Source organism: Pseudoduganella danionis (genome assembly GCF_009720775.1).
GTDB classification, from domain to species: domain Bacteria; phylum Pseudomonadota; class Gammaproteobacteria; order Burkholderiales; family Burkholderiaceae_D; genus Rugamonas; species Rugamonas danionis.
The window spans coordinates 872,356-898,905 of record NZ_WNKW01000001.1 but is presented as its reverse complement, the minus strand read 5'-3'; the positions used below and the strand labels follow the sequence as shown (position 1 = coordinate 898,905).

General features: G+C 61.5%; 20 protein-coding genes. 10 read left to right on the top strand and 10 right to left on the bottom strand.

The features are described from left to right. Positions 1–34 precede the first annotated feature (34 nt). The 10 genes from fliJ (at position 35) to GM655_RS03780 (ending at position 15,938) form a co-directional block, all read left to right on the top strand. Positions 35–475 (top strand): flagellar export protein FliJ, encoded by a 441-nt coding sequence (fliJ, locus tag GM655_RS03825; RefSeq protein WP_155433272.1) that lies wholly within the window; start codon positions 35–37, stop codon positions 473–475. Between the two features lie 26 nt (positions 476–501). Beyond that, on the top strand, positions 502–2,301 hold the full coding sequence (locus GM655_RS03820; protein WP_155433271.1) for a flagellar hook-length control protein FliK: 1,800 nt from the start codon (positions 502–504) through the stop codon (positions 2,299–2,301). 174 nt (positions 2,302–2,475) lie between these two features. Beyond that, a complete protein-coding gene (fliL, locus tag GM655_RS03815) occupies positions 2,476–3,015 on the top strand; it encodes a flagellar basal body-associated protein FliL (RefSeq protein WP_155434112.1) in 540 nt (179 codons plus the stop codon). Between the two features lie 21 nt (positions 3,016–3,036). Continuing rightward, entirely contained in the window at positions 3,037–4,017 is a 981-nt protein-coding gene (gene fliM, locus GM655_RS03810) for a flagellar motor switch protein FliM (protein ID WP_155433270.1), read from the top strand. A 38-nt stretch (positions 4,018–4,055) separates the two neighbouring features. Continuing rightward, entirely contained in the window at positions 4,056–4,484 is a 429-nt protein-coding gene (gene fliN, locus GM655_RS03805; RefSeq protein ID WP_155433269.1) for a flagellar motor switch protein FliN, read from the top strand. Further along, complete coding sequence (gene fliO / locus GM655_RS03800; RefSeq protein ID WP_155433268.1) at positions 4,481–5,161, top strand: flagellar biosynthetic protein FliO; 681 nt, start codon at positions 4,481–4,483, stop codon at positions 5,159–5,161. The genes fliN and fliO overlap by 4 nt, the downstream gene beginning before the upstream one ends. Further along, positions 5,151–5,921: a flagellar type III secretion system pore protein FliP gene (fliP, locus tag GM655_RS03795; RefSeq protein WP_155433267.1), complete on the top strand. Its 771-nt coding sequence runs from the start codon at positions 5,151–5,153 to the stop codon at positions 5,919–5,921. Before fliO ends, fliP begins: the two co-directional genes overlap by 11 nt. A 9-nt stretch (positions 5,922–5,930) precedes the next feature. Then, positions 5,931–6,200 carry a flagellar biosynthesis protein FliQ gene (gene fliQ / locus GM655_RS03790; RefSeq protein ID WP_155433266.1) on the top strand — a complete coding sequence of 90 codons (270 nt, stop codon included), beginning with the start codon at positions 5,931–5,933 and terminating at the stop codon, positions 6,198–6,200. A gap of 41 nt (positions 6,201–6,241) precedes the next feature. Further along, positions 6,242–7,066, top strand: coding sequence for a flagellar biosynthetic protein FliR (gene fliR, locus GM655_RS03785; protein ID WP_155433265.1), 825 nt, complete (start codon positions 6,242–6,244; stop codon positions 7,064–7,066). 82 nt (positions 7,067–7,148) lie between these two features. Further along, positions 7,149–15,938 (top strand): beta strand repeat-containing protein, encoded by an 8,790-nt coding sequence (locus tag GM655_RS03780; protein ID WP_155433264.1) that lies wholly within the window; start codon positions 7,149–7,151, stop codon positions 15,936–15,938. A gap of 89 nt (positions 15,939–16,027) precedes the next feature. On the opposite strand, the gene flgL is transcribed toward GM655_RS03780, so the two are convergent. From flgL to flgC, 10 genes are all read right to left on the bottom strand, one after another. Then, positions 16,028–17,290 (bottom strand): flagellar hook-associated protein FlgL, encoded by a 1,263-nt coding sequence (gene flgL, locus GM655_RS03775; protein WP_155433263.1) that lies wholly within the window; start codon positions 17,288–17,290, stop codon positions 16,028–16,030. A gap of 27 nt (positions 17,291–17,317) precedes the next feature. Next, positions 17,318–19,276: a flagellar hook-associated protein FlgK gene (gene flgK / locus GM655_RS03770; RefSeq protein WP_155433262.1), complete on the bottom strand. Its 1,959-nt coding sequence runs from the start codon at positions 19,274–19,276 to the stop codon at positions 17,318–17,320. A gap of 60 nt (positions 19,277–19,336) precedes the next feature. After that, positions 19,337–20,302 carry a flagellar assembly peptidoglycan hydrolase FlgJ gene (gene flgJ, locus GM655_RS03765; protein ID WP_155433261.1) on the bottom strand — a complete coding sequence of 322 codons (966 nt, stop codon included), beginning with the start codon at positions 20,300–20,302 and terminating at the stop codon, positions 19,337–19,339. A 12-nt stretch (positions 20,303–20,314) separates the two neighbouring features. After that, a complete protein-coding gene (locus GM655_RS03760) occupies positions 20,315–21,478 on the bottom strand; it encodes a flagellar basal body P-ring protein FlgI (protein WP_155433260.1) in 1,164 nt (387 codons plus the stop codon). Positions 21,479–21,486: 8 nt separating this feature from the next. Continuing rightward, the gene (locus tag GM655_RS03755; RefSeq protein WP_155433259.1) at positions 21,487–22,143 is read right to left on the bottom strand and encodes a flagellar basal body L-ring protein FlgH; all 657 of its coding nucleotides are present in this window, start codon (positions 22,141–22,143) and stop codon (positions 21,487–21,489) included. A gap of 10 nt (positions 22,144–22,153) precedes the next feature. Further along, a complete protein-coding gene (gene flgG / locus GM655_RS03750) occupies positions 22,154–22,936 on the bottom strand; it encodes a flagellar basal-body rod protein FlgG (RefSeq protein ID WP_155433258.1) in 783 nt (260 codons plus the stop codon). 72 nt (positions 22,937–23,008) lie between these two features. Then, positions 23,009–23,749 (bottom strand): flagellar basal-body rod protein FlgF, encoded by a 741-nt coding sequence (flgF, locus tag GM655_RS03745; RefSeq protein WP_155433257.1) that lies wholly within the window; start codon positions 23,747–23,749, stop codon positions 23,009–23,011. Between the two features lie 53 nt (positions 23,750–23,802). Beyond that, positions 23,803–25,359: a flagellar hook protein FlgE gene (locus GM655_RS03740; RefSeq protein WP_155433256.1), complete on the bottom strand. Its 1,557-nt coding sequence runs from the start codon at positions 25,357–25,359 to the stop codon at positions 23,803–23,805. A gap of 69 nt (positions 25,360–25,428) precedes the next feature. Then, positions 25,429–26,124 (bottom strand): flagellar hook assembly protein FlgD, encoded by a 696-nt coding sequence (locus tag GM655_RS03735; RefSeq protein WP_155433255.1) that lies wholly within the window; start codon positions 26,122–26,124, stop codon positions 25,429–25,431. 16 nt (positions 26,125–26,140) lie between these two features. Next, complete coding sequence (gene flgC, locus GM655_RS03730) at positions 26,141–26,548, bottom strand: flagellar basal body rod protein FlgC (protein WP_155433254.1); 408 nt, start codon at positions 26,546–26,548, stop codon at positions 26,141–26,143. Between the last annotated feature and the right edge of the window lie 2 nt (positions 26,549–26,550).

The window sequence follows — 26,550 nt, the reverse complement described above, 5'->3', positions numbered from 1 at the left end:
GGCGGGCCGGCTGCCCTCCTATAATTGATGCATCATGGCTTCAAAAGCGCAATTAGAAACACTGATGGGTCTGGCCCAGCGCGAAACCGACGAGGCGGCAAAACGCCTCGGGGTTGCGTTGAAGGCGGTCGAGGATGCCAAACAAAAGCACCAGATGCTGCAAGGCTATCGTGAAGAATACGTGCAACGTTTTCACGCTACCCAGGCGGCCGGCATCACGCCCATGGCTTATCGGAATTTTCAAGCGTTTATGGACAAGCTCGACACGGCCGTCAAAGGACAGCTGGAGATGATCAGACATGCTGAGTACCGCGCCGAACAGGAGAAAGCCGCCTGGCAGGCCAGTGAGCGCAAGCGCATGTCCTACTCCACCTTAAATGACCGGGCCGATGCGGCAGCGCTCAAGCTTGAAAACAAGCGCGACCAGAAGCTGATGGATGAACACGCAGCACGGCAAGCGTATTACAAACGCTAGCCGCAACCAACTGAGATGGCGCGAACATGCAAACCCAGAATATTCAAATCCCTACGCTGAATGCCAATGCCGCAGCCGCTCCCAGAGTCAATTTGAATCTGCAGAGCGAGAACACGTTCCAGCGGGCGTTGTCGCGGGAAATGGATCAGCGTCAGGTGAGCAGCCCGGCTGCGAGCAGCGCCGCCAAGGGCAGCGAACGCCCCGCGCTGAATCGCAACGTCGCGCGCGCCAATGAAGCCGCCAAGCCGGCCAGCGCCAGCCCCGCCGCCCCGTCCAGCAAGAGCAGCAGCAAGGCCGCTAGCCAGCCCGCCGGTCAGGCTGAGCGCACGAGCGCTAGTACAGCCGAGGCTGCCAGCAGCCCCAGCGATGCCAGTGCCAGCGCCGCGCCGCAACCGGCCAGCAGCAGCCAGGCCAGTGCAGCGGCACAGGACGGCAACACGGCAGACCATAGCACCGACGTGGCCAGCAATGATGCCCAGGCTGCCGCCCAAACCGACCCTATGGCCCAGATGCTGGCACTGGTGGCTGCGTTCAACCAGCCGGTCAGCGCCGATAACAGCAGTGCCGGCGATTCCGCGCCGGCACTGGACAGCAAGCTGAACCTGGTTAGTGCGCAGGTCACGCAGCAGGATGCCGCCAGCCCGGCCGATACTGCCGCCGCGCCCGTGCTGGCAGCGGCGACCACCGCATGGGCCCCGGCGCTCGCGAGCGCCAGCAGCGAGGACGTGCCGCTCGCGCCACTGGCCACGCCTACCGTCCAGGGCGCCGCAGCCGATACGGGCGATAGTCAGACAGTCACGCCAGCTAGTCAGCTAGCCAGCGCCGCGAGCAGCAGCGTAGCGAGTGTGGCAACGACGCCCGCTGCCAGTCCACCGGCTGATAGCGCAGCCAGCACTGGCCAGGCCGATTTTGCCAGCACGATGCAGCAAACCCTTGTGCAGGCCGGGTCCGCGACCAGCATGCCTGACGCGGCACCCGCCAGCAGTACGAAACTACCGTTAAGCAGCAGCGCCACCGTGGTTCAGACTGCCCCGACTGAGAGCGACATCGCTGTGCCCGACCAGGCGACGGCCACGACGGCCGTCAGCAACACCGCCGCGGCCAAGCCGACGGTTGCCGCCAGCGCAACGGATGCCGCCAGCACGCCTGCGCTCAAAGCTGAGCCTGCCAACATGCCGGCTCATGCAGCCACGACCGCTGCCAGCACGCTGGCCGATGCGGCCGCGGCCAGCCCGGCGCGCGCGGCCAGCAGCGAAGTGGCGCCAGCCGCCAAGGAAGCTGCTCCGGCGATTGAGGCGGCTAGCAATGCCCAGAGCAGCATGGCCATGGCCAAGACGGCACTCAGCAATGTGCCGGTCGATAAACTAAGCAGCCGCGTCGGCACTCCGGCCTGGGATCAGCAACTGGGGCAGAAAATCATCTTCATGGCCGCCGGCGGCGAGCAGAGCGCCACCATGGAGCTCAATCCGCCTGACCTCGGTCCTTTGCAAGTGGTCTTGAGCGTGAATAAGGATCAAGCCACGGCGGCCTTCACGTCGGCGCAGCCGGAAGTACGCCAGGCGCTCGAATCGGCGCTGCCCAAGCTGAAGGAAATGATGAGTGAAGCGGGCATACAGCTAGGCAATGCCAGCGTGTCGGCCGGTATGTCAGATCAAGGCAACAGCTTCAGCCAGCAGGCCAGCGCGGCCCAGAGCGACTCCGGCCGCTCGACCAGCGGTGGCCATGGCGGCACGGCGCGCAACGAGCGCGAAGCCCCGCGTAGCGAAACCGCGCGCAGCACCCCGGCACGACGGGTGGCCGATGGCGCCGTCGATACCTTTGCCTGAAGCAGCCAGCCTACGCGTCGCCACGGCGACCTGTTACACTAGGGAAACAGCGAACACACCGTAATTTGCCCTGCTTTTCCATGCTTGTGCTGTCTCAGGGACAGGTGAAAATGACATAATGACGGGATGAACCACTTTCCGTGATAGAAAAGCAACTTGAAAGCGAATCCTAAAATGAAAGCCGAGCCGAAAGTCGAAGCCGCACCCGCTGCGGGCGGTGGCAGTAAAAAACTGATTATCATCATCGTGGCACTGCTGCTGGTGCTCGGTGGCGGTGGCGGCGGTGCTGCCTGGTACTTCCTGCATGCGAAAAACGCCGATGCCGCCCATGAGGAAGAAGAGGAACCACCAGCCAAGGCCAAGCACAAGGCCTCGAAAAAAGGCCATGCCGGTCCACCGGAATATGTGGTGATCGAACCGTTCACCGTCAACCTGCAACCGGGCGAAGGCGGCGGCGACCAGTATTTGCAACTGGCCTTCACGCTGGAAGTGAGCGGTCCCGAAGAGAGCAAGACGGTCAAGGACAATATGGCCAAAGTGCGTAGCCGCATGCTGCTGCTGCTGTCGAGCAAGCACGCGGAAGATCTGAAGTCGCCCGAAGGCAAGGTGCAACTGGCACGCGAAATCATCGCCCAGCTCAAGGAACCCTTCGAAGACCGTGGCGCGCCACAGGAAATCGAAGACGTGCTGTTCACCTCCTTTATCATCCAGTAATCACAGAGTAGTCTAACCGTCATGGCTGATAATTTTCTCTCCCAGGAAGAAGTCGATGCCCTGTTAAAGGGCGTCAACGGCGACCAGGACGATGTCGCGGCACAGGAAGATGTTGCGGGCGTCCGCACCTACAACCTTGCCACGCAAGAGCGCATCGTGCGTGGGCGTATGCCTACGCTGGAAATTATCAATGAACGTTTCGCCCGTCTGCTGCGCGTCGGCCTGTTCAACTTCCTGCGCCGCAGCGCCGAGGTGTCGGTCGGCTCGGTACGCGTCTCCAAATATTCGGAATTCATCCGCAATCTGGTGGTGCCGACCAATCTGAATCTGGTGCACATGAAGCCGCTGCGCGGCACGGCCCTGATGGTGTTCGATCCGGGTCTGGTATTCCTGCTGGTGGACAATCTGTTCGGCGGTGATGGCCGCTTCCACACCCGCGTCGAAGGGCGTGACTTTACCCAGACCGAGCAGCGCATCATTTTGCGCATCCTCGACATCGTGTTCGAAGCCTATACCAAGTCATGGGAGCCGGTATTCCCCGTCGAGTTCGAATACATCCGTTCCGAAATGAATACCCAGTTTGCCAACATCGCCACCCCTAACGAGGTGGTGGTGGCGTCCACCTTCACGGTGGAACTGGGTTCCGTGTCCGGCCAGATCCACTTCTGCATGCCGTACTCGATGATAGAACCGATCCGCGATTCGCTGACCTCGAGCCTGCAGGGCGAGGCACTGGAAGTGGACAAACGCTGGATCCGCCTGATGACGCAGCAGATCCAGATCGCCGAAGTGGAACTGGTGGCCACGCTGGGCACGGCCAAGGTGAATTTCGACGAAATACTGAATATGCGCGTGGGCGACATCATCCCGCTGAACATCCCGGAACTGGTAGCGGCCACCGTCGATGGCGTGCCCGTGATGGATTGCAGCTACGGCGTGATGAATGGCCAGTACGCACTCAAAGTAGAGAAATTGCTGGCCAATGCCGATAACATCAAATAAGACCGGCGTGGCCGGTGACCGCAATACAGGAGAGAAGCATGTCGGATAATCAAGACGATCAGCCTATGGACGACGATCCATGGGGCGCGGCCATCGCCGAGCAAGCCCAGGCTGAAGCGGCTGCGGCGGAAAAAGCCCAGGCGCAGGCGGCCAGTGCTGCCGTGTTCAAGGATTTTTCCAACACGGCGCCGAAGACGGAAACCCATAACGATATCGATTTCATTCTCGATATTCCCGTCCAGCTCACGGTAGAACTGGGCCGTACCAAGATCGCCATCAAGAACCTGCTGCAACTGGCTCAGGGTTCGGTGGTGGAACTCGACGGTCTGGCCGGCGAACCGATGGACGTGCTGGTCAACGGCTGTCTGATCGCGCAGGGCGAGGTGGTGGTGGTGAACGACAAGTTCGGTATCCGTCTGACCGACATCATCACGCCGTCCGAACGTATCCGAAAACTCAATAAATGAAGCGTGGCCTGACTCTCACCCTCCTGATCGCGGCGGCTCTGGCCGCCGCGCCTGCAATCGCCCAGCACCGCGTTTCCGGCACCATAGGCGGCCAGCATGGCGCCAGCGCCCACGCCGCAGCCGCCAGTACTCCTGCTGCTGCAGCGGCTAGCAGCGCGGCTACCCCCGCTGCTGCGGCGGCCGCCAGCGAAACCACCCAGCCTGCACCCGCCACGGCCAGCGCCGCCCCTGCTGCCGGTCTGGCGGCCAGTGCTGCCGCGCCGGCTGCCAGTGTCGCCGCCCCGCCCGGCCCGCTGGCCATGACCATTCCCACCCCGGCACCGGCGCCCACCAGCAGTGGCGGCCTGCTGCAGACCACCATGGCCCTGCTGTTCGTGCTGGCCGTACTGGTCGGCCTGGCCTGGCTGCTGAAACGCTTCGGTCCCAAGCACCTGACGGGCAGCCAGCGCCATATCAAGCTGGTCGATAGCCTCAATCTGGGCGCGCGCGAGCGCATCCTGCTGCTGGAAGTGGGCGAACAATGGGTCCTGGTGGGCGCTTCGGCCGGCCGCATGAATGCGCTGACCACGCTGCCACGGCAGGAACTGCCGCCGGAAGAAGCCAACCCGGACAGCACCGCCAAACCGAATTTCGCCGCATGGCTGAAACAGACCATCGAACAACGCCATGGCAAATAACTCCCTTCTGCGCCGTCATGGTGCGCGCGCCGTGCTGCTACTGGCTACGCTCAGCCTGCCATTGCTGGCCGGGGCCGAATCGAGCATAGGCATACCGGCCCTGACGGCCACCCCGGCACCGGGCGGCGGCACCAATTACACGCTGCCTATCCAGACCATGCTGCTGATGACGGCGCTGAGCTTCATCCCGGCCGCGCTGCTGCTGATGACCTGCTTTACCCGCATCATCATCGTCTTGTCGCTGCTGCGCCAGGCGCTGGGTACGCAATCGTCGCCGCCCAATCAAGTCATGGTCGGGCTGGCCCTGTTCCTGACTTTCTTCGTCATGGGTCCCACGTTTGACAAGATCTATACGGAAGCCTATCTGCCCTTGCAGGAAAACCGCATCAACCTTAGCGTGGCCATGGACAAGGGCGCTGCCCCGCTCAAAGCCTTCATGATGAAACAGACGCGCCAGGCCGACCTGGCCCTGTTCGTCAAGCTCTCGCGCAGTCCCGCCCTGCAGGGACCGGAAGATGTCTCGCTGCGCATACTGGTGCCGGCCTTCGTTACCAGTGAACTGAAAACCGCGTTCCAGATCGGCTTCGCCATCTTTATTCCTTTCCTGATCATCGACATGGTGGTGGCATCCGTGCTGATGTCGATGGGGATGATGATGATGTCGCCGGCCGTGATTTCGCTGCCCTTCAAGCTGATGCTATTCGTGCTGGTCGATGGCTGGCAACTATTGCTGGGTTCGCTGGCCCAGAGTTTTTACTAGGAGCGCGCGATGACCCCGGAAAGCGTCATGACACTGGGCCGCCATGCGATGGAAGTCACGCTGATGATCGCGGCGCCGATGCTGCTGGTGGCGCTGGTGATCGGCCTGATCGTCAGTATCTTCCAGGCAGCCACCCAGATTAACGAAGCCACCCTGTCCTTTATTCCCAAGCTGGTTGGTATCTTTGTGGCTCTGGTGATAGCCGGACCATGGATGCTGGCCACCATGCTCGACTACATGCGCGAAGTATTCAGCGGCATACCGGGCTTGGTGGGCTAAGTTAAATATGCCTTGCGGAAATAAATAGCTGGGCAACCCTCATGATTTCCTTCTCGACTGCCGATATAAACCTGTGGATAGCTGGGCTGCTGTGGCCGCTGACGCGCATCCTCGGATTGCTGGCGGCTGCTCCGCTGTTTGGCAACTCGGCGGTGCCGGCCAGCGTCAAGATCAGCCTCGGTACGCTGATCGCCATGGTGGTGGCGCCGGCCGTGCCGGCCATGCCGGCCAGCGATCCGTTGTCGTATGCCGGTTTGTTAATTGTTGTGCAAGAAATGTTGATAGGCGTGGCGATGGGTTTCAGTATGCGCATCGTGTTTGCCGCCGTGGAAATGGCTGGGGAAATTTCCAGTCTGACCATGGGGCTGGGGTTTGCCACGTTTTTCGACCCCAATACGCAGGGACGCTCGTCTGCCATCAGCCAGTTTCTGGCGCTGGTGACGACCATGTTGTTTTTGGCCGTGAATGCCCACCTGGTGCTGTTATCAGCACTGGTGGAAAGCTTTTACAGTTTGCCCATTGCTGCAGTGCCCGTGTACGGCGGCGGCTTCAAACAACTGGCAGACTGGGGCGGCAGGATTTTCAGCACCGGTGTGCAGCTATCGCTGCCCATCGTGGCAGCTTTATTAATTACCAACGTTGCGCTGGGGATTCTGACCCGCGCAGCACCGCAGTTGAATTTGTTTGGGATCGGTTTTCCGATCACGTTAGGAGTAGGTTTGCTGGTGGTGGCGATGACTCTCCCGTATCTGGCCACACCGGTGCAAAACTGGTTTTTGGATGGTATCGAGCGGGCGCGACTCATGCCGCGGACCTGGGCCCAGCGACCGCCGCCAGTAACACCGTTGGCTGCACCTAGGCCATAGCGAATACGATGACCAGCAGGTGAAATTTGGTTTCCATGCGGCAATTTTGGGCGTATCATGGGAACCGAGGGAGAATTAGGCAATGACTTCGATCGTTTATGATTTTACAACAGACCAGATCGTCAGTCTCACGACTGTCCAGATCGGCCTGCTGTCGACCGAAGATATTGCCGCTCTGAGTTCAGACCAGCTGGCTGCCTTCAGCACGGCCCAGGTACGCACCATCAGCACCTTGCAGCTAGGCGCACTGAGCACCGATGCGCTGCTTGGTCTGAGCACGGCCAACGTGCCGGTCATGACGCCCCAGCAGGTAGCCGCCCTGAATACTGCGCTGATTTCCGCTCTCAGCAGTGACCAGTTGGTCGCCCTGAGTACGCGCGAAATGCAGGCATTGACCAGCCGCCAGCTCACCACCCTGAGCGCCACTCAGGTGGCAGCGCTGGAAACGGCGGATGTCCGCGTGCTCAGTTCCGACCAGGTGGCGGTACTCGGCTCCAACCAGATTATCGGACTCAGCACCGACCAGCTGGGCGCACTCGGCGCGCAGCAGTTGCGCGCCTTCAACACTTCGGCGCTGACCGCCTTCAGTACGGATCAACTGGTGTCGCTCAGTACAGCCGCGCTGTCGCAATTTAGCAGCAGCCAACTGAATGTGCTGAATGCCGACCAGTGGCAAGGCTTGAGCACCGACCAGATTGCCGGGCTCAGCAGCATCCAGGTGGCGGCGCTGGCCACCGCCACACTCAACTATCTGGGCAGCGACCAGATCGCCGCACTGGAAACCGCTGATCTGGTCACACTGAACAGCAACCAGATACGTGCGCTGCGCGCCGACCAGTTGGCGGGCCTGAGCACCAACCAGTTGCGCGTGCTCAGCAGCAATGCCGTGGCCGCCCTGACCACCGACCAACTACCACTGCTGAGCACCAACCAGCTCAATGCGCTGAGCAATCTGAACGTGCTCAACAGTGCCCAGATCGCCAGCCTCAACGTGGGCCAGGTGGGCAGCCTGACTACCCGTACCGTCTCCACGCTGAGCAGCAACGCACTGGCAGCCTTGCAGGCAGGACAAGTCGCGGCACTGAATTCCGACCAGATCGTCGCGCTGTCCACCAGCCAGGTGGCGAATCTGAGCACTACCATGCTGGCCGCCCTGAGCACGGATCAGGCCCTGGCGCTGGAAACCCGCGATGTCGCCGTGCTCAGCACAGCCAATATCCGCTTGCTCAGCGTCGATCAGCTAGGCGCTTTCAGCACGGGCCAGATGGCAGCGCTGGGCACGGCCGCCACGGCCGCCCTGCTGCCTGATCAGGTTGCCGTACTCAGCACTGCCCAACTGGTCGCCTTGCGCACGCTGACGCCATTCAACAGTGCTCAGCTACGTGCGCTCACCACCGACCAGATGACGGCGCTCGACAGCGGCGACATCACCAGCCTGAGCACCAGCCAGCTGGCCGCCCTGAATCCCGACCAGCTGCAGGCGCTGACCACCGACCAGATCGTCTGGCTCAGCGTCAGCCAGTTCGCCAACATGGGCAGCAGCCAACTGGCCAGCCTGAGCACCGACCAGTTCAGCCAGATCGAAACGCGCGATATTGCCGCCTTGCGCAGCAACCAGATCGCGCGCCTGCCCACCGACCAACTGGTAGCCTTGCGCAGCCACCAGTTCGCGGCCCTCAGCAGCAGCGCGATCGGTGCCCTCAGCACTGACCAGATCAGCGTGCTCACCACCGACCAGCTCAATGTGCTGACTTCGCTGGCCGGCTTCTCGAGCAACCAGATTATTTCGCTGACCACGGGCCAGCTCAGCTCGCTGTCGACGCGCAATCTGGCCTCGCTGGCCAGCAGCCAGCTGCGCGTGCTCGGCTCAGACCAGATTCAGGCCCTCAGCACCAGCCAGATCGTGGCCTTGAGCGCCAGCCAGTTCCATGGCCTGAGCTCGCTCGCAATCGCTGCGCTCAGCACGGATCAGGTGGTAGCCATCGAGACGCGCGACCTGGCTGCGCTCGATCCGAATCAGGTCAGCGTGCTGGGCTCGGACCAGGTGGCCGTGCTCAGCACGGCCCAGGTTGCCGCGCTCACCTCGGCCGACACGGCAGCCTTGACCACTGACCAGTTGGGCGCACTCAATAGTGCCCAGATCGATGCATTGCGCTATCTGAGTGCTTTGAACACGCGCCAGATGCGCGCGCTCACCAGCGACCAGATCGCCACGCTGTCGACCAGCGATTTGTCGAATCTGAGCACGCGCCAGTTGGGTGCCCTGACCAATCTGCAGTTGCAGGCGCTGACCACCAACCAGATCATTGCGCTCACGGGGACCCAGCTGGTCGCACTGAGCACCAGCGCACTGGCCGCGCTATCCACCGACGCGATTGCCGCGATCGAAACGCGGGATATCCGGGTGTTGCGTACGGTACAGATTGCCCAGCTTGGCACCGACCAGCTACAAGCCTTGACCACCGCCCAGCTGGCTGCCTTCACCACGGCCGAGATCCGCGCACTGGGCAGCGACCAGGTAGCTGCCCTGAGCACCGACCAGTTCGGCGCACTGTCGACCTTGAGCGCCTTCTCCACGCGCCAGATCAGCGTGCTGAGTACCGACCAGATCGAACAAATGAGCACGGCCCGCTTTGCCACATTGCAATCGAGCCAGCTAGCCGCTTTCAATTCGGATCAGGCTGCCGTCATCCGCAGCGACCAGATCTATGTACTGGCGACCGACCAGGTGCTGGCCTTGAACAGCAGCGCCATCGCGGCCCTGAGCAGCGATGCCGTGGCCGCCCTGCGCAATGTCGACCTGATTTCGATGAGCACGCGCCAGATCGCCGCGCTGTCGAGCAGCCAGTTGCTGGCACTGAGCACGCAGCAGTTGCGCGCACTGCCCACGGCCAGCCTGGCCGCGCTGACGCTGAACCAGATCGGCGCGCTCAACAGCAGCCAGCTGGATGCCTTGTCGACGCTGGCAGCGCTGACCACACGCCAGATCACCGTGCTCAGCAGTGATCAGTTATCCACCCTCAACCTGACGGATTTGCGTTCGCTGCAAACCCGCCAGGTGGCTGCGCTCAATAGCGACCAGTTACTGGCGCTCACCACCGACCAGATCCGTGGCATGGCCACAGCCCAGATCCGCAGCATCAGCGCGGACAATCTGTCCAATCTGGCGACCCAGCAGATTGCCGCACTCAGCGCAGCCGAAGTGTCCAGCCTGAGCACGCGCCAACTGGCCGCGCTGAATACGGACCAGATCGTGGCCCTCAGCACGCAGCAAATGACGGCGCTGACCACGCAGGAAATCGCCGCGCTGACGCCGGACCAGAAAGCCGCGCTGAGCAGCGACCAGCTGGCCGCGCTAAGTTCGCTGGCCAGCTTCTCCACGGACGCCATCGCCGCCCTGACAACGGACCAGATCGCCTCGCTCTCGCTGACCATACTGGCCGGCCTGACCACGCGTCAGGTGGCTTCGCTCACCAGCGACCAGGTGGCAGCGCTGACCACCAACGAAATCGTGGCGCTGGTGACGGGCCAGTTCCGTGCGCTGAGCCTGGACCAGTTGGGCGTGCTCAGTACCGATCAGATCCGCGCCATCGAAGTGGTGGACCTGCAGGCACTGTCGACGCGCCAGCTTACCGGCCTGACCAGCGACCAGTTGCAGGCACTCAGTGCGCCCCAGTTCGGCGCGCTCAGCACCGTCGCTATCGCCGCCTTGACCACGCGCCAGATCGCGGCACTGACGACCGACCAGGTGGCCAGCTTTGCCACGCTGGCACCGCTGACCAGCAACCAGATTGCCGCCCTCACGACGGACCAGATTGCCAACCTCGCCGTCAACCGCATTACCACGCTCAAAACCAGCCAGATCGCCGGCCTGACCAGCCAGCAGATCGGCGCCCTGACCACGGCAGCGATTGCCGCTCTCAGCACCGCCCAGGCACGTAGCCTCAATGCCGCCACGCTGGCAGCGCTGAGCACCGACCAGATCGTTGCACTGTCGCTGGCCGATGTGGCCGCGCTCGGCACCAACCAGATGGCGGCGCTGAACAGCGCCCAGTTGGCCGCGCTGACTGCGCCCCAGTTTGCCGCGCTCAGCAGCCGCACCCTCGCCAGCCTGGGCACCGACCAGATTGCAGCGCTGTCGCTATCGCAAATCGACAGCCTGACCACGCTGGTGCCGCTGACCAGCGCCCAGGTGGGCGCTCTCACCAGCGACCAGCTGGCCAGCCTGGGTCTGGGCCAGATCATCACGCTGCGTACCAACCAGCTCAATGCACTGTCGAGCGTACAGATCCAGGCGCTCACCACCGACCAGGTGGTAGCACTCGAAACGGCGCAAATCCGCGGCCTGGCCACCAGCTTGCTGGCCGCACTCAGTACCGACCAGATCGCAGCTATCGAACTGGTCGACATCGCCGTCTTGCGCAGCAACCAGATCAGCGCGCTGACCACCGACCAGATACTGGCGCTGACTCTGGGCCAGCTGGGCGCGCTGACCACGCAGGAAATTGCGGCGTTCAACGCCAACCAGCTCAGCGTGCTTACCACGGACCAGTTTGCCGCCATGGGTAATCTGGCCGGCCTCGGTACGCGCCAGATCGGCGGCCTGTCGAGCGACCAGATCATCTCGATGTCGGCCAGCCAGGTGGCGGCGCTGAAAACCGGGCAAATCGCAGCGCTGAACAGCATGCAGATCCAGTTCTTCACGACTGACCAGATCGGCCTGCTCAGCAGCAGCCAGGTCCGAGCTTTGACGAGCGCCGTCGTGGCCGCGCTGACGACTGATCAAGTGCAGCAACTGACGGCTGCCGAACTGGTCGCCTTCAATACGGATCAGTTGCGCGCCCTCACCAGCGACCAGTTGAACGCCTTGCTGCCAGCCCAGTATGGCAACCTGAGTACGACCGAAATTGCCGCCCTCTCCACCCGCCAGCTCAGCTATCTGGGCAGCGATCAGATAGCCGCGCTGAGCAGCCTGACCGCGCTGACCACCACCCAGGTTGGCGCACTCAGCAGCGATCAGCTGGCGTCCATGAGTGCAGCCCGCCTGGGTGCGCTCAGTACCAAACAACTGGCCGCGCTGGGCGCGCGCCAGGTACTTGGTTTGAACAGCGACCAGATCATCGCGCTGACGACGGCGCAGATCCGTGCGCTGAGCGGCAGCGTGCTGAGCGCACTCAGCACCGACCAGATCGAAGCCATCGAGGCGGTCGATCTGGCCGCCCTTACCACGCTGCAATTACGCGCGCTGACCACGGACCAGATGGCAGCCCTGCTGACTGACCAGTTGCATGCGCTGGGCAGCGCCAGCATAGGTGCGTTCACCCAGCAGCAGATGGCCGCCCTGAGCAACGCCCAGGCCGCCGCCATGGGGAATCTGGCCGATTACTCCACCTTGCAGATTGTCGCCATGTCGACCGACCGCATCGCAGCGCTCAGTGCGGCCGACATCGCCCTGATGAATACGCGCCAACTGGGCGCACTGTCTTCGCTGCAATTGTCCGCGCTGAGCACGGATGGCATCGTGGCGCTGCAAGGCTATCAGCTCGCTGCGCTGAGCACGGCTGCACTCAGAGGTCTAAGTAGCGACCAGATCAATGCAATCGAAATCGCCGACATTACGGCCCTCAAGACGGCCCAGTTGCAGGCACTCAACAGTGCGCAAGTACTGGCCTTGAATACTGACCAGATGGCCGTGCTGACCACCCAGGAAGTGGCGGCTTTGCGCCCGGCCCAGGTGAGCCAGCTCAGCACCGATCAACTGGTCGCGCTGACCAATCTGGCGGCACTGGGTTCGGCCCAGTTCCAGGTCCTCAATTCGGACCAGTTGGCAGCGCTGCTGGCCAGCCAGGTGGCCAGCCTGCGCACCAGCCAGATTGCGGCCCTGAACAGCAGCCAGGCCCAGTTCCTCACCACCGACCAGATTGCGGCACTCGGTACGGCCGCGTTCCAGGCGCTCACTACGCGCGCACTGGCGGCGCTCAGCACTGACCAGATCCAGGCCGTCAGCGTCGCTGATATCACGGCCCTGCGCAGCAACCAGCTCATGGCGCTGACGACCGATCAGATCCAGGCCTTGAACACTGTACAAATCGGCTATCTGAGCAGCGCTTCCATCAGCAATCTGAGCGCCAACCAGGTGCGCGCACTCAGCACCGACCAGATCGTCAATCTGACGGAACAGCAATTCCGCGCACTGTCCACGCGCAGCATCGCCACCCTGAGCACGGACCAGTTTGTGGCCATCGAGCTGGTCGACCTGGCCGCCCTGCGCAGCCACCAGATCCGCGCGCTGACCTCGGACGAGATCACCAGCATTACCAGCAACCAGCTGATGGCGCTCAGCAGTGCCCAGCTGGCAGCACTGAGCGCCACCCAGCTCAGCTATATGTCGCCGGACCAGTTCCTGCTGCTGGGCACCTTGAGCTCGCTCGGTACCGCCCAGGTCGCCGCATTCTCGACGGATAGAATCCAGGCGCTCAATGATGAGCAGTTGGCCGCGTTCACCAGCACCCAGATTGGCGCGCTGAGCAGCCGCCAGCTGCAGGCCATGAATACCCATCAGATCCAGCAGCTCACGCGCAGCCAGTGGCAAGCCTTCAGCACGGCCGCGCTGCGCGGCCTGTCGAGCGACCAGATTGTGGCCATCGAACTGGAAGATTTGACGGGGCTCAGGACCAGTCAGCTCGCATCGCTGACGACCGACCAGATCAGCCAGCTCAGTGCCGACCAGTTCAGCTCGCTGACGACTCAGGAACTGACGGCGCTGACCACCAACCAGACCCGGGCCCTGAGCAGCAGCCAGTTGAATGCGCTCGGCACCTTGAGCAGCCTGAGCAGCGTACAAGTAGCGGCTCTGAGTTCGGACCAGCTACTTGCGCTGAATGCGGATCACATGGTCACCCTCAGAACGGCCCAGATTGCCGTGCTCAGTAAAAACCAGATGCAAGCGTTCAGCACCGATCAGATCGTCGGTCTGACATCGGCCCAGCTACGTGCGATCAGCGTGGCCGCGCTGGCCGGCCTCAGCACGGATCAGATCCAGGCCATCGAACTGGATGACGTGCCAGCCCTGAGCAGCGCCCAGTTGGCCAATTTGAGCCGTCTGCAATTCCAGTCGCTGACACTGGCCCAGCTCGCCACGCTGAGCTCGCAGCAGATCGCCAGCCTCACGCCGAGCGAAATCACTGTGCTCAGTACGGATCAGATCAACCAGCTCAACACGCTGGGCGTGCTCAACGCGGGCCAGGTGGCCGCGCTCAGCACCGACCAGCTCGGAGCGCTTAATCTCGACCACTTCGCCACCTTGCGTTCGGCCCAACTGGCCGTGCTCACGCAGCGCCAGATGGCCGCACTGACGACCGACCAGCTGGGCGTGGTCACCACCCAGCAAATCCGTGGCATGGTGGTCAACACCCTCAATACTGACCAGATTGCCGCACTCAGCATCGAGGCCGTGGCGGCACTCAGTACGGCGCAGTTGCAAAGCTTGAAGAACACCCAGGTGGCAGCCTTCAGCGGCAACCAGGTGGCCGCGCTGTCCAGCAAAGCCATCGCCAGCCTGGCACTGCCCCAGGTACGCAGCCTGAGCACGACGCAGTTGACGGCCTTGGGCTCGCTCGGCGCATTCACTTCGTCCCAGCTCGGCGGCTTCAGCTCCGACCAGATCAATGGCCTGTCGGCAGAACTGATCAACAGCATACGCAGCAACCAGATTGCCGGACTCGGCGCCACCCAGTCGGCCGGGCTGACCACGGCACAAATTGCTGCGCTTGATCTGAGCCTGCTGGGCGCACTGTCCGTGAGTGCTTTGAATGCGCTCAATTCGGAACAACTGGGCGCACTCGATGGTGCCGAGATCGGCGCGCTGCGCACCGCGCAGCTCTCCAATCTCTCGCTGCAGACCATCGCCAACCTGAATACGGCCCAGGTGGCCGCGTTCTCCACCAGCCAGATCCGTGCGCTCAAAGCGGGCCAGATCAAAGCACTGGGCACGGCCCAGATTGCCGCGCTCACGGTTACGGAAGTGGCGGCCATGATTTCGACCCAGGTATGCGCACTCACGGTCGACCAGCGCGCTGCCCTCTCTGCTGCCCAACTGGCCGTGCTGCCGGCCGGCAGCCCGCTGATACTCGACCTCGACGGCAATGGCATCCGTACCAGCGGCATCGAAGCCGGCACCCAGTTCGATATCTATGCCGACGGTGAACGCATCAATACCGGCTGGGTCGGTGGCGGCGACGCCTTGCTGGTTATGGACCGCAATCAGGATGGCCAGATCAACGATGGCAGCGAGCTGTTTGGCACGGCCACCGCGGGCAGCGATGGCGGCCGCGCGAGTGACGGTTTTGCCGCACTGGGCGTGCTCGACAGCAACCACGATGGTGTGATCGATCAGCAGGACAGCCAGTTCAGCGCCTTGCGGCTGTGGATAGATGCGAATGGCGACGGGATTAGTCAGGCCAGCGAATTACAGACGCTGGCACAACAAGGGGTTGCCAGCCTGAACCTTGCTGCCCAAAAAGTCAGCGAGCTGGACAACAATAACTGGATAGGCTTGCGCTCGGGCTTTACGCGCAGCGATGGCAGCAGCGGGCAAGTGGCCGATGTCTGGTTCCTTACCAGCCGCGCCGCCAATACCAGTGCTTTGACGCAAGCCATCGGCAGCTATGCCAGCAGCGTCGCCAGCAGCGCGTCCGGCCAGAGCCTGGCCATGCCGGCCGACAGCAGCGCGCTGACCAGCCAGGTCGCGGCCCTGAGCGCCCAGTTGCGCCAGTATGACGCGAGCACCGCTCTGCTCAGTCCGGCCACCAGCAGCGCGCTTGATGACTGGCGCCATCCGGCCAGCCTGACCGGCGTACTGGCCGCCAAATAGACGGCCACAGCAACAACAGCCTGAACGCACAAAAAAACAGCCCCGCACTCGCGGGGCTGGACTTCTGTGCAACGGCAGGCGCTCAGCTCTTAGCTGATGTAGTTAAACAGCGATAAGCCGGACAGCGATTTAAACGATTTCTGCGCGGCGTCCAGCATGGTTTGCTGCTGGGTGAACTGCGAAATTGCCTTGACCGTGTCCACATCCTGCAAGTCCGACAGCGTCGCTGCGTACTGCAGGTTCAAGTCATCGCCCGAGCTATCGAGGTAATCCAGCTCTTTCAGGCGCGAGCCCACTGCCGACTGCACCGACAGCAGATTATCGGTGGCATTATCGATATTCATATGGGCCTGATTGAGCTTGTTATTCAGGCTGGCCTGGCCGGCCGGACCGTCGCCCGGAGCACGCAAGGCGGCAATCAGATCCGTTACTGTGGTAAATACCGACTGCCGCGTACTCGGCGCTACCGTGAAATTATCCTGGTCAGCCGGATCGCCCTTGATCTCGAACTGCAAGCCGTCAAAGCTGATGCTCTGCCCCGTGGCATAGGGCTGCGGCACGGCCGGCACAGGGCTGGCCGGCACCGGCTGGTTCAAGGTCAGATCGGTCACCGTATAGGTCGTGACTTTGGGTGTGCCCTGGGTGGCCGGCACTACTTGAAAATTGATCTGGTAATTATGCCCGGTCAACTGGGTTGCATCTTTGACTGAACCGGGGCTGATGATGCCGGAGCCGCCACGACCAAAATTGGCGGGATCAGGGCTGGTCACAAACGTACCGTTGCCGGTGATATTGTTTTCGAACACGGACGAACCGGAATCGCTGATCGGCACTTTACGGGTCGAACCGACCTGCAATTCGCGCTGCCCCTGGTCGCCCTGATAGGCGGCGCCCGCAGCCGTGGGCGTAAATGGCAAGGTGGTGGATTTATAGCCAGAGAACACATAGCCGCCCACGCCATCCGAGGAGTTGGCCTGGCCGAGCAGGTCGGCCAGCCGGCCTTCCAGCTCTACCGCCAGCGATTCGCGGTCTTTCTGCGTCATGCCGCCATTGCCGGCGTTGACGGTCAGCGTTTTGATATCCTGCAGGATCGAAGTCGAGCTGGCCAGTGCCACGGTTTCCAGCGACAGCATGCTGCGCGCATTCGCGCGGTTGGTCACCAACTGGGTATTGATCGATTGCGATTGCGTCACTTCGAGCGCGCGCGCCGTCGCGATAGGATCGTCGGCCGCAGTCAGATTGCGACGTCCCGTGGACAGCTGCTGCTGGGTACGCGACACCGCATTCTGCAAGGAGCCGATCTGGTTGACGCCGACGTCGAAGATAGTCTTCGAACTAATACGCATAATCATGATGATTACCTAAGATAAAGACCTGAGTTACCTGAGACTGAGCAATGTATCGAACAAGGTGCTGGCCATCTGCACCACTTTACCGGCAGCCTGATAAGCTTGCTGATAGCGTAGCAGATTGGCAGCTTCCTCATCGAGATTGACCCCGGACACGCTCTGCTGCTGGTTGGTTGCCTGCTGGACCGCCGCATCTGCGGCGGTATTGCTGATCTGGGCTTCGCGCGCTTTATTACCGACGAAGTTGACCATCTGCGCATAGGTGGTCTGATAGGTGGCGCTGCCGTTATCGAGCACATTCTTGCTTTGCAAAGCGGCCATCAGCGCGCCATTACGGCTGTCGCCTACCCCGCTCACATTGGGGCCGACGGTAAATTTATCCTGATCGGCCAGCGAACCGCTGATGGCAAAATTGACCCCGCCAAAACTAATCGTGGCGCCATCCGTGTAAGGAATGCTGGGCGTGCCGGCCGGATACACCGTGCTGCTGCCATTCAGCGTCAGCGTCACATCCTGCCCGGCCGGAAAACCCGACAGCGTACCGGCCGTCTTATCGTAGGTCAGCGTCAATGGCGCCGTGAGTGCCGCGCCGGGCGCCAGATAAGCGGCATCGACCGTGCCGGCGGTAATCTTGCCGGTGCCGGAATTGGTGGTCGGCGCCGCCGTCGCGATAGGTGCAGCCAGCGCGATCTTGCTGCGATCGACGATCTGCACCGACATCTGGCTGGCTGCCATATAGGTAGGCCGGACCAGGAAATTATCCTTCGTTTGCGGTATCCCGGTAATGGTGTAATCGACCCCGTCTATGGTCTGCGGCTTGGTTTGCGGGAAGGGATTAATCTGGGTAATCTTGCCATCGCTCTTGCGCGTGACATTGAAATTGCTGCCGTCAAAATCGACGCTGTAGTCACTCGAAGTGAGCGCACTGGCATCGCTCACCACCGCCGTCACATCGGCCGTACTGGCTTTCGAATTATGGTTGTTACGCCCCACGTAGGCATTGATGGGGCCAAAGAAAGGCTGGCCCAGATCGCCATTCTGGTCCTGACCCAGCACATGCTGGGCATTGAAACTGACGGCCAGACCGGCCGCTACCTGACCCAGCGAATTTTGCGCACGGTCCAGTGCGCCATTGCGGAATTCCAGCAGGCCGCCCAGTTGCCCCCCCGTGAACACGCTTTCCGGCAGCGGGCTGAACGAGCCATTGTCGGCCTGATAGCCCAGCGTTACGCGCGCCACATCGGTCGGCGAGTTCGACGTACCGAGCTGGAATGCCGTAGTACCGACCACCAGTGGCTGGCCGGTCCCCATTTCCACCGTCATGGTGTTGTTCGGTCCGTTCAGCACGGTGGTCTTGACCAGCTTGTTGAGTTCGGTCAGCAACTGGTCGCGGTGATCGAGCAAATCGTTGGCCGGCTTGCCATCCGTACTCAGGCCGGAAATCGCGTTATTCAGGTTGGCGATTTCGCGCGCATAGGAATTGATTTCCGTGGTGATCGAGGCGATCTGGTTGTTCACGCCGGCACCGATTTCCGTCAGCCGGGCACTGAGTCCCTGGAAACGCGAGGTCAGCGAACCGGCGCTCGACAGCAGCGCCTGGCGCGACGCGGCCGACGCCGGATTCGAGGTCGCATCCTGCACGCCATTGAAGAAGTCCTGCAGGGCAGGCGACAGCCCGGCCGTAGGATCGGCCAGCAGATTATCTACCTGCGCGATCTGCTTGTTATACACATCGAGCGACGCCTGGCTGGCTTCTGCGCCACGCAACTGGGTAGCCAGGAAATTATCGTAAAAACGCCGCACGGCCACCACTTCCGTACCGCTGCCGACAAAGCCGAAGCCTTCGTCGCGCGTGGACGAATCAACCTGGATGGCAACCTGACGGCTGTAACCGGCCACACCAGCGTTGGTGATGTTATTGCCGGTGGTTGACAGGCCTACTTGCGCCGACAACAGACCGCTAGTACCGATGCTGAGGAGACTGGACATGATGGATTACTCTCTATGGTGTCGTTTACGGCAAGCCGGCGTCAAACTTGATTAACGCGCTTATCCGGCCAGCGAGCGCTTGATGATGCTCGCCAGCTTGGTCGCGTAATGGGGATCGGTGGCATAACCCGCTTTTTGCAGGCCCTGGGCGAAGCGGGTCGCATCGCCGGCACTGGCCAGCACTTTTTCATAGCGCGGATTGGTCGCGATCAGCTTGGCGTAATCCTTGAACGAATCGGCATAGCTGTCATACGCGCGGAAGCGCTCTACCCTGGTCTGCGCCTTGCCATTTACATATTCCGTGGTGGTGGCTTCCACCACCTTGCCTTTCCAGTCGCCGCTGGCTTTGATGCCGAACAGGTTGTGGCTGTTGCTGCCATCACGGCCCTTGATTTCACGTTTGCCCCAGCCGCTTTCCAGTGCCGCCTGGCCCAGCATGAACTTGGCCGGGATGCCACTGCTGCGGCTGGCCTCTTCGGCTGCTGCACCGAGTTTCTGCTGGAATTTGCGCACATGCTCGGCGCCGGAACCGGTAGTGGTGGCTGGTACGGCGCTGTGATCGTCCACCGAGCCCGTGCCGGGACCGCCTGCGGCTGCAATCGCGCGCTGCAGGCGCGCATCCATCAGGCTGGCCAGCCCGCCGAAGCTGCCGCCGCTGCCGTCGGCAGCAGCACTGGCCGTGCCATCGTTGCCGATGGCCAGCGCCTGCTGCTGGCTGCTTTGCGATAACTGGCGCACCAGCATGTCGGACAGGCCGATGCCGCGCTTGGCGATATTCTGGCTGGTCTGCTGGTCCAGCATGGAGGTAAACGTCTTGGTGGTCTGGCTATCCATCAGCCCGTCCTGCGGCGTGGCGTCGCGCATGGACTTCATCATCATATTCACGAACATGGCCTCGAACTGGGTCGCAGCCGTCTTCAGCGCAGCCGGATCATTGGCACGCGCCGACTGCTTCAAACCGCCCATGTCCTTGACGTCGAGGGCGAATTTGTTGCTCAGATCGGTAGATACGTTCGGGCTAGTCATGATGGTACCCGCTTAAATGATTTCCAGTTCGGCGCGCAAGGCACCGGCCGCTTTCATGGCCTGCAGTATCGACAGCAGGTCCTGCGGTGTGGCACCGATCGCATTGAGGGCTTTCACCACATCAGCCAGCGAAGCACCGCCTTTGACCAGCATGACTTTGCCGCTATCGGCCTTGATGCCGATTTGCGGATTCTGCGTGACCACCGTGCGGCCGCCGGACAGCGCATTCGGCTGGCTAACCTGCGGCTCGGCCGACACCGACACCGACAGATTGCCGTGCGAAATCGCGCAGGTATCGAGCGTGACGGCGCGGTTCATCACCACCGAACCGGTACGCGCATTCATGATGACTTTGGCCGGCTGTTCCGAAGGCGCCACCTGCATATCCTGCAAGGTGCCGATGAAGGCCACGCGCTGGTCGCTGCTGCTGGGCGACTGCACGCGGATCACGCGGCTATCGAGCGCATAAGCGATGCCGGGACCGTATTTGTCGTTGATCACTTCGACCACGCGGCTGGCAGTGGCGAAATCGGCCGTATTCAGTTCCAGATGGATGAAGTTGTTTTCGCCCAGCTTGCTGGCCACGGCACGTTCCACCGTGGCACCGCCGGCAATTTTGCCCACGCTCAGATGGTTCACCACCTGCGAGCTGCCGCCCGAGGAAGCACCGACACCGCCGACCAGCACATTGCCCTGGGCCATGCCGTAGACCTGGCCGTCCGCACCTTTAAGCGGCGTCATCAGCAGCGTACCGCCGCGCAAGCTCTTGGCATTACCCATGGACGAAACGGTGATATCAAGCGTCTGGCCCGGCTGGGCAAACGCTGGCAGCGAAGCCGTTACCATCACGGCCGCGACGTTTTTCAGTTGCAGCGTGGTGCCCTGCGGCAGGTTCACCCCCAGCTGCTGCAGCATGGAGACCACGCTTTGCACCGTGAACGGCGTCTGGGTGGTCTGGTCACCGCTGCCATCGAGACCGACTACGAGGCCGTAGCCGATCAGCTGATTCTGCCGTACGCCGGCAATGCTGGCCAGATCTTTCAGGCGCTCGGCGCGGGCCGGCTGCACCAGCAGCGCGCCCACCAGCAGCACCAGCAGCACCAGCAGCAGTGCAGCCAGTTTGCACAGGCCGCTGACGCGGCGTACGCCTTCTGTGATTGATTGTAAGCTGTCCATGATAGTACTCAGAAAGGTAACAGGCTCTGGAAGAAGCGCGAGGCCATCGAGGTCATCTCGGCGCGGTCTATCGTGCTATTGGTGCGGTATTCCACCTTGGCGTCGGCCACGGCCGTCGACTGCACGGTATTGCCCGTGCCGATGTTGTCCGGATTGATCATGCCGGAGAAGCGGATGAATTCCACGCCCTTGTTCATGGCCACCTGCTTTTCGCCAGCCACGATCAGGTTGCCGTTATCCAGCACTTCCACCACCGTCACGCCCATGGTGCCCGTGAAGGTATTGCTGGCCGACTGGTTGTCGGCATCGGCAAATTTGCTGGCGCTGTTAGCACCTATGGTGCCGCCGAACGTCGATTGCAGCGGGCCCGGCACGCTGGCGCTCACGCTGCCCGATTTATTGCCCGAGCTGGCGCCGGCTTTCACGGCCGAAGTCTTTTCCGTGATGACCAGCGTCAGCACGTCACCGATATGGCGCGCACGGCGGTCTTCGAAAATCGGACGGTAGGCGGCCGGCTGGTAGATCGCGCCACTGTTGGGCGCGGCCTGCATCTGCGCGCTGGTCAGCGGACGGGCCGTCAGCGGCATCTGCACGATGGAGGTCGGGGTGGTGGCACAGGCGCTCAGGCCGAGTGCCGCGACGATCATCAGAAAGCTGGATTTCATGTCAATCTCCTTACAGCTGCGACAGTTTCTGCAGCATCTGGTCGGACGTGGTGATGGCCTTGGAATTGATTTCATAGGCACGCTGGGTCTGGATCATATTGACCATTTCTTCCACCACGTTGACGTTGGAAGTTTCCACATAGCCTTGCAGAATCACCCCGGCGCCATTGGTGCCCGGCGTATTGGTCTGCGGATTGCCCGACACGCCCGTTTCCACGTACAGGTTTTCACCTTTGGATTCGAGCCCGGTCGGATTGATGAAAGTCGAGACCTGGATGCTGCCGATCTGCTGTGGCGCCGTCTGGCCCGGCAGCGTGACGGACACGGTGCCATCGCGGCCTACCGTGAACGACTGCGCCGCTTGCGGGATGGTGATGGCCGGTTGCAGCACATAGCCGCTGGAGGTGACCAGTTGGCCATTGTTATCACGCTGGAACGAACCGTCGCGGGTATAGGCCGTGGTGCCGTCCGGCAGCAGCACATTGAAGAAGCCATTGCCGCTGACCATGAGGTCTTTGTCATTGCCGGTGGCTTGCGAGTTACCCTGCGTATGGATGCGTTCGATCGCAACAGGACGTACACCCGTACCGAGTTGCATACCCGAAGGCAAATTGGTCTGCTGCGAGGACTGGGCGCCGGGCTGGCGCAGGTTCTGGTACAGCAGGTCTTCGAACACGGCGCGCGACTTTTTAAAGCCGTTGGTGCCGACGTTGGCCAGATTATTGGTGGTGACGTCGAGCGCAGTCTGCTGCGCTTCCATGCCGGTCTTGGCGATCCACAGTGAACGTATCATGATGCTTCTCCCTTGCTTGGACGGGGTAGCGACAGCTACTCATCCCACGCAAGCATTATGCGGGAGCAAGCATCAACTCAAAGCGAGGATCTGGGTGGCTTTTGCGGCGTTATTCTCGGCGTTCTTGAGCAGACTCATTTGCATTTCGAACTGCCTTGCCAGACTGATCATGTTGACCATGGAGTCCACGGCATTCACATTACTGCCTTCCAGCGCGCCATCGACGAGGCGCACGGCGGGATCGTTTTCCGCCACTTCGCCACTAGTTTGACGGAACAGACCGTCATTACCGCGCACCAGCCCCTTGGTATCGGGGTTGACCAGTTTTAAGCGGCCCAGCACGTTGGCGGGACCCGGTTTGAAATCGTTCGAGATGGCACTCACCGTACCATCGCTGGCGATGCTGATATTGGTGTCGGGCGGAATCGCGATGGGGCCGCCATCACCGACCAGCGTCAGCCCGCTCTGGGTCTGCAGCAGGCCGTTGTCGCTGACTTTCAGGCTACCGTTGCGGGTATAGGCTTCCGAACCGTCGGCCGAGGTCACGGCCAGCCAGCCCTGATCGCGCACCGCCACATCGAGCGGACGGCCGGTAGTCTGGATGGGGCCGGCACGCATGTCGGCACCCACGGTGGAATCGACCACGAAGGCCCGCGTTTGCAAGCCTTCCGACACTACCGGCACGGCACGGAAGCTGTCGAGCTGGGCGCGGAAGCCCGTGGTGGTCACATTGGACAGATTGTTGGCCACCGTGGCCTGCTGTTCCATCACGTGACGTGCGCCCGTCATTGCCGTATAAACTAAACGATCCATGGCCGCTTCCTCTTCCCGATGCTGATCCTGTTACTTTCCGATTAAGCCTAGACTTAGCGCAGATTGACCAGCGTCTGCAGCACCGAGTCTTCCGTCTTGATGGTTTGCGCATTGGCCTGATACACGCGCTGGGCGGTAATCATATTCACCAGTTCCTGGGTCAGATCGACGTTGGAGGTTTCCACCGAACTGGCCCGCAGCGCGCCCATCGAACCGGCATTCGGCACGCCTATGGTCGGCACACCCGATGCCGAACTCTCGCTCCAGGCATTGTTACCGAGCGGCGTCAGACCATCCACACTGGCGAAGTTGGCCATGCAGATCTGCCCCATGGGACGCGACTTGCCGTTGCTGTACTGGCCCAGAATCACGCCATTTTCATCGATGGCATAACGCTGCCACGAACCGGCCGAATAACCGTTCTGGGTCGAACCGAGGTCATTGGTCACACTGCCGTACTGGGTGGTCTTGTCGAACGTGGTGGAAACCATCATCGGCTGCTGCGCACCCGTATCCGGGAAGATCGGCAGGCTGATATTGAATGGCAGCGTCTGTGGCGGCGTCATCAGCGCCATGGCTTCCGGATTGAGCGCACCGTTTTTATCGAATAACAGCGTACCAACCTTGATCGCCGGTACGGTAATGGCCGCAGCCAGCTTGGCATTGATCTGGTCCGGCGTCATGCCCGTGATCGAGCCGCTCGTGGTCGGATCGAGCGCCGTGTAGGCTGCCGTCAGCGCATCGAGCTGGGCCTGCGAAGCGGCGGCCGGCGGTACCGAGGCTGCCGCCAGCATGGAGTTGTACGCAGCGGTGGCATAGGTGCCCGCAGCGGTGGCGATCGCAGCGATATCTGGCGGAGTGGCACGCACCGCATCGTTATACGCCGTACGCGCGCCCTGCACGGTGGTATCGGAATTGATCGCCGCGGCAACGCTGGCCGACACGACTTCCTTGTTATCGGCCGCAGCATACACGTCCCAGGTGTTCGCATCCGTCTTGACGTAGTAGGTGGTCATGATGTGCGAGGTACCCAGGCTGTCATACACATTGAGCACCGTCTGCTTGTTGTAGCTGGTCGGGTCGCCCGCATCGAACGGGATGGTAGCGGGGACTTTTTCGGCCGAGCTCAGGTTCAACTGGAAGTTGGCCGTGGTGGTTTGCACAGGGGTCAGGTCAGATTTGTCGAGCTTGAGCGGGACAGGTGCACCGAGCAGGATGACGCCCGCGGAATTGGACAGATAACCGGTCAACTGGGCGCCCTGGGCACTCACCAGCGTGTGGGTATTGTCTTCATGGAATTGGCCATTGCGCGTGTACTGTACGGCGCCATTCACCACTTCGCGGAAGAAGCCGCCACCATTGATGGACACATCGAGCGGATTGGTACTGGTTTCGATATTGCCCTGGGTGAACTGCTGGGCCAGTTTGGCAGTGGTCACACCGATACCGGCATTGTTGCCGGAAACGCCGTTGAGCGAATTGGCATACAGATCGGCGAACTGCGCCTGCGAGCTCTTGAAACCAACCGTGCTGGCGTTGGCGATATTGTTGCCGATCACATCCAGCGATTTGGATGCTGAGTTCAGGCCGCTAAGTCCTTGTTGGAACATGGTATTCCCCCTGCTAGGTATGAGCTAATGTGAGCGTGGCCCCGATCATGAAGCCGCGCCAGTTAATCGTTACAGCACTTCTTTCACTGCGGACATTGCAAACTGTCCCAGCGAAGTATTCAGTTTCACGCCGCCGCTGCCGGTCGATACGCTGGCCACGGAGGCCAGCTGCAAAGCCGTAGCGTCGCTCAGCGTCTTGCCATTGCTGACGGCCTTGACGCTAAAAGTGTAGTTGCCATCGGCCGCTTTACCGCCTGCATCGGTCTTGCCATCCCAGGTGATGGGATAGGTGCCGACCTCGCTATTTTTCAGGCTCAACGTACGCACTGTTTTGCCTGCGCCATCTTGAATAGTGATGCTCACGCTTTCCGCCGCCGATGCCAGATCGACGCCGAACACGCTGCTGCTGGTGGTCTTGCCGCTGCTGTCGGTGCTGCTCGACAGCTCTATGCCTTTACCGGCCACCAGCACGCCTTTGCCAATCAGATTGGTGGCCGTCAGCGACTGGGCATTGGCCTGATCGGTACGCAGCGACTCCAGCGTGGCATTGACTTTGTTTATACCCGTCACGGTCGACAACTGGGCCAACTGACTGGTCATGGCGGCGTTATCCATCGGGTTTAACGGATCCTGATTCTTGAGCTGCGTTACCAGCAGCTTCATGAATTTATCCTGATCGGCCTCGACACTGTCCTTGGCGACCGTACTGGCCGCGCTGGCGACGGTGGAAGTTTTGGGCGTATCGCTTACTGCACTGATAGTCATGATTGCCTCTTAAAATTTACTGGCCGATGGTCAGGGTTTTGAGCAGCAGCGTTTTGGCTGCATTCATGGTTTCGACGTTGGTCTGATAGGAGCGCGAGGCCGACAGCATATTCACCATCTCGTCCACCACATTCACGTTAGGCATGGTCACATAGCCTTTTTCGTCCGCCATCGGATGTTTCGGGTCATACATCTGCTTCATGGGCGACTGGTCTTCCACCACCTGCTTGACGCGCACGCCCGTGGAGCTGCCATCGCCAGCCTGCGGGGTGGCTTCGAACACCACCTGACGCGCACGGTAGGCTTCGCCGCTGGCACTGGTGGCACTGTCGGCATTGGCCAGATTCGAGGCCACCACGTTGAGGCGCTGCGACTGCGCACTCATGGCCGAACCGGACACATTGAAAATATTAAACAGCGACATAA

Excerpts from the sequence above, each read along its gene's own strand:
- fliJ (WP_155433272.1), top strand. The coding sequence starts at position 35 with ATGGCTTCAAAAGCGCAATTAGAAACACTGATGGGTCTGGCCCAGCGC.
- GM655_RS03820 (WP_155433271.1), top strand. The coding sequence starts at position 502 with ATGCAAACCCAGAATATTCAAATCCCTACGCTGAATGCCAATGCCGCA.
- fliL (WP_155434112.1), top strand. The coding sequence starts at position 2,476 with ATGAAAGCCGAGCCGAAAGTCGAAGCCGCACCCGCTGCGGGCGGTGGC.
- fliM (WP_155433270.1), top strand. The coding sequence starts at position 3,037 with ATGGCTGATAATTTTCTCTCCCAGGAAGAAGTCGATGCCCTGTTAAAG.
- fliN (WP_155433269.1), top strand. The coding sequence starts at position 4,056 with ATGTCGGATAATCAAGACGATCAGCCTATGGACGACGATCCATGGGGC.
- fliO (WP_155433268.1), top strand. The coding sequence starts at position 4,481 with ATGAAGCGTGGCCTGACTCTCACCCTCCTGATCGCGGCGGCTCTGGCC.
- fliP (WP_155433267.1), top strand. The coding sequence starts at position 5,151 with ATGGCAAATAACTCCCTTCTGCGCCGTCATGGTGCGCGCGCCGTGCTG.
- fliQ (WP_155433266.1), top strand. The coding sequence starts at position 5,931 with ATGACCCCGGAAAGCGTCATGACACTGGGCCGCCATGCGATGGAAGTC.
- fliR (WP_155433265.1), top strand. The coding sequence starts at position 6,242 with ATGATTTCCTTCTCGACTGCCGATATAAACCTGTGGATAGCTGGGCTG.
- GM655_RS03780 (WP_155433264.1), top strand. The coding sequence starts at position 7,149 with ATGACTTCGATCGTTTATGATTTTACAACAGACCAGATCGTCAGTCTC.
- flgL (WP_155433263.1), bottom strand. The coding sequence starts at position 17,290 with ATGATTATGCGTATTAGTTCGAAGACTATCTTCGACGTCGGCGTCAAC.
- flgK (WP_155433262.1), bottom strand. The coding sequence starts at position 19,276 with ATGTCCAGTCTCCTCAGCATCGGTACTAGCGGTCTGTTGTCGGCGCAA.
- flgJ (WP_155433261.1), bottom strand. The coding sequence starts at position 20,302 with ATGACTAGCCCGAACGTATCTACCGATCTGAGCAACAAATTCGCCCTC.
- GM655_RS03760 (WP_155433260.1), bottom strand. The coding sequence starts at position 21,478 with ATGGACAGCTTACAATCAATCACAGAAGGCGTACGCCGCGTCAGCGGC.
- GM655_RS03755 (WP_155433259.1), bottom strand. The coding sequence starts at position 22,143 with ATGAAATCCAGCTTTCTGATGATCGTCGCGGCACTCGGCCTGAGCGCC.
- flgG (WP_155433258.1), bottom strand. The coding sequence starts at position 22,936 with ATGATACGTTCACTGTGGATCGCCAAGACCGGCATGGAAGCGCAGCAG.
- flgF (WP_155433257.1), bottom strand. The coding sequence starts at position 23,749 with ATGGATCGTTTAGTTTATACGGCAATGACGGGCGCACGTCACGTGATG.
- GM655_RS03740 (WP_155433256.1), bottom strand. The coding sequence starts at position 25,359 with ATGTTCCAACAAGGACTTAGCGGCCTGAACTCAGCATCCAAATCGCTG.
- GM655_RS03735 (WP_155433255.1), bottom strand. The coding sequence starts at position 26,124 with ATGACTATCAGTGCAGTAAGCGATACGCCCAAAACTTCCACCGTCGCC.
- flgC (WP_155433254.1), bottom strand. The coding sequence starts at position 26,548 with ATGTCGCTGTTTAATATTTTCAATGTGTCCGGTTCGGCCATGAGTGCG.